This is a genomic window from Marinomonas sp. G8-14 (assembly GCF_055808935.1).
The window spans coordinates 1,508,178-1,513,266 of record NZ_CM147891.1; the positions used below are offsets into that span (position 1 = coordinate 1,508,178).

Sequence of the window (5,089 nt, forward strand, 5' to 3'; positions counted from 1 at the left end):
GGCTGTTTTGTATAACAACCCATCTTTTTATTATCACTATCTAATAAGCGCTTTCATCTTAACCAATTTATGGAGCTTGATAGTTATCGGCCCACGCGAGAAATTGCTTTACTTGACTCATCGCTCTTTCAATCAAGTATTCGGCTAACTCTTTTGCGGTTTGAGTTTCTTGTCGACTGCGAATCCAACCCAGATAGGTAAAGCTTCGTAACGCTAAAAACAAATCTAACAAAGCCAATTCACTGTCAGGAAGGTCACGTTTAGAACGGTAGCCCTTTATTAATGCCGCTTTGGCATCCTCAAAGTGTGCTTCTTTTTGAATAAAATACAAAGCCGTGGCAAGCTCAAACATATACCAGCCAAAACCAGCGTCATCAAAGTCAATAGGACGAACTTTATTACCTTCTTTCATCAAGTTTTCGGGAACGAAATCCGCATGAATCAAACCGTAATTTTGATCCGTCTTTTCAATGCTCTGGAGCACTTCAATCGCTTTCGCTCTGGCTTCTTCTATCTTAGATTTTTGCTCTGGGGTCAGTAATTCTAACTCCCAAAAACGCCCCCAGAATGGCATTTCACCCACTAAACCTTCTTGATCCCAAGCGTGGCGTTTAAAACCTTCTGGTAAAGTCCAAGTAGATGATTGGTTATGAAGCTGTGCAGCAATTTCACCAATGGTGTGATAAATCTCATAACTTTGCTCTGGTGTCATTGCCACCCCTTCTTCGACAGATCCGATAGGCTCTCCATCGACCCAACCAAATAAGTCAACAAAGACCTCTTCACCCGTTTCAGGAATAACAATGTTAGTCATTAATTCATCATTAATATTCTTAATGACATCAGGTGTTGCAACACCAAACTCAGATAATGCGCTCATCCACTGCAGTTCAGAAAGCAAAGCAGCATATTCATGATAACCTGGACGATGGATCCGTAATGCGTAACGCTCACCGTCAGCAGTCGTTAATTTATAAACTGCATTTTCACGGTATTTAATTAAATCCAGCTTGGAACCTTCTAAGTTCCAATGTACTAAAGAAGCCTCAGCGGCATGAGTTAACTGGGCTAAACGATCATCAACTTTATTACTCATACGCCCACCTCTTGAGATACTGCATCAAACGCCTTAAACAGAGCAGCGAGTAAAATGTCTGCATGCTCTGGTTTAAATGGCATAGGGGGACGAATCTTTAAAACCGAGTCACTAGGACCAATCGTACTGATCAATACACCATGATGACGCATGAAATTAACGATTTGCTTAGCTTGTACTTTAGCTGGTGTTTTTAAGGTTTTATCTAATACCAACTCCACACCAAAGAACATACCTCGGCTTCTTACATCACCAATCAAATCGAATTTTTCTTGTAATTTAAGTAGACCTTCCGTCACGTATTGTCCTGTCGTCACAGCATTTTCCAAAAGATTGTCTTCTTCCAAGGCATCTAATACGGCATTACCGACAGCACAAGCGACAGGTGTTCCACCAAAAGTATTAAAATACATAGCATGTTTTGTAAAAGCGTTGATATTATCCAAACTCGAAACAATACCCGCCAACGGAAAACCATTTCCCATGGGTTTCCCCATCGTGACAATATCAGGAACAACGTCATACCACTGATGCGCCCACATATGCTTGCCCGTTCTACCAAAGCCAGCTTGAACTTCATCAAAAATGACAAAACCGCCTGCTGCACGCACCATTTCAGCCGCTTCTTCAAGAAAGCCGTCAGGAAGATTGAGCAAACCTTCGTTAGCAAAATCTGGACAAACCAACATACCAGCTACACCAAGACCATCCTCTTGAAAAGCATTGATCGCGGCTTTGATGTGCTTAAGATAAGCGTCTTTTAACTCTTCTACAGGAACATTTGGAAGACCACGATACGTATCTGGAATAGGAAAAGAACGCACTCGCTTCGTTCTTTGAGCCTCAGGCATAAATCCTGTTCCCAATTCACCAACGGCCTCCGTATTACCGTGATAAGCCGCATCGGTTACTATTATTCCTTGCGAGCCAGACATAAAGCGTGCCATACGCAAAGCCAACTCATTTGCTTCACTTCCTGTACAAGTTAACATAGCGGCATTAAGAGGCTCAGCAAAGGTAGCAGTCAGCCGTTCAACATAATTGACAATGTTTTCATGCAGATAGCGAGTATGAATATTTAACTTCGTAACTTGCTGAGTAATGGCATTAACGACTTTGGGGTGACAATGCCCTACATGAGGCACATTGTTGTAGCAATCTAAAAATTTATTGTCGTCCGTATCGTATAACCAAACCCCCTCACCACGAGCGAGGTGAATAGGTTGTTCATAAAATAACGGAGAATACTTACCAATAGTGTTATGGCGTCGTTTTAATAACAACTCTGTTTGACTTTCCATTGTAGCACCTACAAAAAACCGTAAAATAGAAACTACATACTAGACGAGCCAAATCTGCTATTGTATCCACCAGATGGTTGACCTCAAGTTTGAGTAAAACAACAGCAATTTGTGATAAAATCAGTTGGTGGTAAAGTTTGCAGAGTCATCAGTTTCCAAGTTTATTTCAAGCCAAAAGTCTCGAATTAATTAATAACCTTATCAAAATAAGCAGTTCGGTATTTTTCTTGGTACAACCAGACATGAAGCATCAAGGTGCCTATATTTCCAACGCGCCCTCTGAAATTGAAAAAGCCTACACTTCAACTTATTTTGCCCTTGATCCAATTCATCCTAGAAATTTTAAAGATACCAATGATCGCGTTGTCACACTCAGCTCCCAAATTTCAACTGAACGTTTGATGAAACACCGCTACTATCTAGAATTCATGCAGAAGTACCAACATAGGTATGTGTTGGATATATTTTTTCGGAATTCACGCAATGAGATTATTGCCGTCATTAGCTTACTAAGAGACAAGTCTCTGTCAGATTTTACTAAGGAAGAAATCGATCTATTACACTCCGTTCACGCCTTCATGGAATACAGTTTAAACACGGTTTACCTTCCTAAGCGAGATCAAGAACGTACCAGTTTGCAAACTCGATATAATCTAACCGACAGAGAATTGGATGTACTAGAAATGCTTATTTCGGGGGCGAACAATAAAGAAATTGCTAAGCGTATTGATATGGGCCTAGCGACCTTAAAAACTCACTTAAACCACATTTTTAAAAAAACTACTGTTCAAACTAGAACCGAGCTGACCGCAAAAATCATGTCAGAACTATAAAGAACAAACAATTGATAAGAACACTGCATTTAAAATGAAAATAGAACTAAGATAGGAAAATATTGGAAAAATAAAGGTGTGAGACAACTTTCTGCTTAGACAATAAATCTCATTGGTTGCATGAGAACTTGGTTTTACTTAAAAGTGAGCCTAAGATTTTTTATTAAGAAATGGTTGCGGGAGCTGGATTCGAACCAACGACCTTCGGGTTATGAGGCCCGACGAGCTACCAGACTGCTCCATCCCGCGACAACGAATCTATATATAGATTTTTTGATGTGTAGATATAATCTTTATGACCAATTCTTCACTACTTTACGAATTGGTTGCGGGAGCCCTTTTCTTAATTAAAAAGTGAACCAACGACCTTTTCAAAATGGTTGCGGGAGCCGGATTCGAACCAACGACCTTCGGGTTATGAGGCCCGACGAGCTACCAGACTGCTCCATCCCGCGACATGCAACCTATTGAGATTAAATAGGTTAATTTCGAAATATATTTTACAAAACGGTTATAAATTCTTACTGCTTTACGAATTGGTTGCGGGAGCCGGATTCGAACCAACGACCTTCGGGTTATGAAGCCCGACGAGCTACCAGACTGCTCCATCCCGCGACAAATTAACTTTTACAAGAATCACTAACGATTTCGTTTGATTAGATTTCATCTAAAATAAGATACGCTATTGCTCTATTTAGAATTAAAAATAGGAACTTGCTACCTTATTTAAAATGGTTGCGGGAGCCGGATTCGAACCAACGACCTTCGGGTTATGAAGCCCGACGAGCTACCAGACTGCTCCATCCCGCGACTAATCATCATTAACAACAAACATTCATCAATGCTTGTTGGTTAAGCAAATTTGCTCAACCCTTGCTAACGAGGTGCGTATTATAGGTAGATTAATCCAAGAGTCAAGCCCACTTGAGAATATATCTACGAATAGTTGAAAATTGACCTTTCCCCCTCATTATCTAATATCAGTAAACGCAGATCTACGTTAGAGACACCTATAACACCTTGTATAAAAGACTATGGCAGGGTAAAGATAGCTACGATACTTTTTCGACCATATGGTTAGGAGATATAAATGCCCAGCAATATTGAAACCATTCTCAAAAAATCAACAATCCCCGCTAAAGCCGATGCTCTTCCTGGTAGAAGTGCTCCTCTTAAAATCTCTGGGATACACGCTGTCAACAATGAACCGTTTGTCCGCACTAAAAACCCTAATGAATCTGAGATTATCCTAGGCATGGGATGTTTTTGGGGGGCCGAGCGTAAGTTGTGGAATACGCCCGGTGTTATCGTCACTTCTGTTGGCTACGCGGGCGGCTACACCCCCAACCCAACCTATGAAGAAGTTTGCTCAGGACAAACAGGCCACAGCGAAGTCGTACAGGTTGTATTTAACCCCTCTATTATTTCATTAGAAGGCATCCTTAAAGTTTTCTGGGAAAACCATGATCCTACCCAAGGTATGCGCCAAGGCAATGATATCGGCAGCCAATATCGTTCTGTTATCTACACAACAAACGATAAAGACATGCCAATTGTGGAAGCCAGCAAAGCGGCCTTCCAAAAAGAACTACTCGGCGCAGGCCACGGCATGATCACCACAGAGATTGAGCCACTCGATACCTACTACTTTGCTGAAGAATATCACCAGCAGTACCTACACAAAAACCCGAATGGGTATTGTGGCCTCGCAGGCACAGGCGTGAGCTGCCCTATTGGCTTAAGCGTATAATTTAAGTTAACAAGAATAATCACACTCTAGACTAAACACGTTTTAGAAACGAAAAGGCCGAATCGCATAACGATTCGGCCTTTTTTATTTTCGTCTTTTCAGACTCAGA

Annotated in this window: 4 protein-coding genes and 2 tRNA genes; 2 read left to right on the forward strand and 4 right to left on the reverse strand. The window is 41.1% G+C overall.

Features of this window, described 5'->3' with window-relative positions; genetic code table 11:
* Window positions 1–67: 67 nt before the first annotated feature.
* Both AC0L6V_RS07745 and AC0L6V_RS07750 read right to left on the reverse strand, forming a co-directional pair.
* The gene (locus AC0L6V_RS07745) at window positions 68–1,096 is read right to left on the reverse strand and encodes a phosphotransferase enzyme family protein (protein WP_265220755.1); all 1,029 of its coding nucleotides are present in this window, start codon (window positions 1,094–1,096) and stop codon (window positions 68–70) included.
* Complete coding sequence (locus tag AC0L6V_RS07750; protein ID WP_265220754.1) at window positions 1,093–2,397, reverse strand: aspartate aminotransferase family protein; 1,305 nt, start codon at window positions 2,395–2,397, stop codon at window positions 1,093–1,095. Before AC0L6V_RS07750 ends, AC0L6V_RS07745 begins: the two co-directional genes overlap by 4 nt.
* A gap of 137 nt (window positions 2,398–2,534) precedes the next feature.
* On the opposite strand from AC0L6V_RS07750, the gene AC0L6V_RS07755 reads away from it, so the two are divergent.
* Entirely contained in the window at window positions 2,535–3,230 is a 696-nt protein-coding gene (locus AC0L6V_RS07755; protein WP_265220753.1) for a helix-turn-helix transcriptional regulator, read from the forward strand.
* Window positions 3,231–3,401: 171 nt separating this feature from the next.
* Here the strand turns inward: AC0L6V_RS07755 and AC0L6V_RS07760 are convergent.
* Both AC0L6V_RS07760 and AC0L6V_RS07765 read right to left on the reverse strand, forming a co-directional pair.
* Window positions 3,402–3,479: transfer RNA gene (locus tag AC0L6V_RS07760), tRNA-OTHER, on the reverse strand.
* 128 nt (window positions 3,480–3,607) lie between these two features.
* Window positions 3,608–3,685 (reverse strand) — tRNA-OTHER (locus tag AC0L6V_RS07765).
* Window positions 3,686–4,320: 635 nt separating this feature from the next.
* Here AC0L6V_RS07765 and msrA point away from each other — a divergent pair.
* Window positions 4,321–4,980 (forward strand): peptide-methionine (S)-S-oxide reductase MsrA, encoded by a 660-nt coding sequence (msrA, locus tag AC0L6V_RS07770; protein ID WP_168827646.1) that lies wholly within the window; start codon window positions 4,321–4,323, stop codon window positions 4,978–4,980.
* Window positions 4,981–5,089 lie beyond the last annotated feature (109 nt).

Coding starts and splice junctions, on each gene's coding strand:
- AC0L6V_RS07745 (WP_265220755.1), bottom strand. CDS start 1,096: ATGAGTAATAAAGTTGATGATCGTTTAGCCCAGTTAACTCATGCCGCT.
- AC0L6V_RS07750 (WP_265220754.1), bottom strand. CDS start 2,397: ATGGAAAGTCAAACAGAGTTGTTATTAAAACGACGCCATAACACTATT.
- msrA (WP_168827646.1), top strand. CDS start 4,321: ATGCCCAGCAATATTGAAACCATTCTCAAAAAATCAACAATCCCCGCT.